The sequence below is a fragment of the Streptococcus sp. GMD1S genome, assembly GCF_000296875.1.
Taxonomy (GTDB): Bacteria; Bacillota; Bacilli; order Lactobacillales; family Streptococcaceae; genus Streptococcus.
The window spans coordinates 1-859 of the sequence record NZ_AJQY01000207.1 but is presented as its reverse complement, the minus strand read 5'-3'; the positions used below and the strand labels follow the sequence as shown (position 1 = coordinate 859).

1 protein-coding gene is annotated in these 859 nt (G+C 40.3%); it reads right to left on the bottom strand.

The genetic code is table 11. From position 1 onward, the window contains the following. Nucleotides 1-44: 44 nt before the first annotated feature. A complete protein-coding gene (locus tag GMD1S_RS08320) occupies nucleotides 45-668 on the bottom strand; it encodes a hypothetical protein (protein ID WP_000966511.1) in 624 nt (207 codons plus the stop codon). Nucleotides 669-859 lie beyond the last annotated feature (191 nt).

The following is an 859-nucleotide window of genomic DNA, read 5'->3' as shown; positions in this document are numbered from 1 at the left end:
GAACAGCGCCATCTGGGAAAGTAATCTTAATCATGGTTTTCTCCTTAAATATTTATTCTATTTTTGTTGGACAATTTTAAGAGCCGAGCAACTTCTTCCGCAGTCTGATTCTCTGATTGACTACCATCTGTTACGAGACTAGGATAGCCTAATAGCACCGCTTCCTTACGAACCATTTGAGCAAAAAGAATGTCTCGTTGCATCCAGTTTTCAAAAGCTTGCTCGGGGTTGGTTGTACCCTCTAAGACATAAGGAACCCATTCTCTCTGTATATAATGCTTTTTTTGAAAATCAGCTGTAGGAGTCAAGCATAGATAGGATGATGCTTGACATTCAAGCTCCTTTACCAAGTGAGGCAAAAGTCCTGCTCCCTCCACCAAGAGAGGTCTGTTTTGATTTTTTATCAAGTAAGATTTTACATAAGGAAAAATCTCTTCATAAAAGCGCCATTCTTCATCTGCCATCTCTTCTGGATTTCTCATCCAGATTTGTTCTGGATTTCTATCCTGCCTAAGAAGGCAAATTGGCTGTGAGTCTGCACTTGCTTGACTCATCATCTCTTCTACCAAATCATCCAGTTTGATATGAAGTAGTTGATACTGTCTAGCAAGAAGTGAGGCAATTGTTGACTTTCCACTACAAGGCGATCCGCCAATCATATAAAGCATCGTTCTTCCTCCTTCTGACAAAACAAAAAACGACATCCATAAAAGGACGTCGCAACGTGGTTCCACCTTCATTTATGTTCCTCAAAAAGAGGGACACCTCAGATTGGCTTTAACGTAGCCACCGTTTTATGTTTTCATAAAAGTCAGTAGAGTAGTATCAGTTTAGGCTTTCTATGCGTTTCCAGCAACCA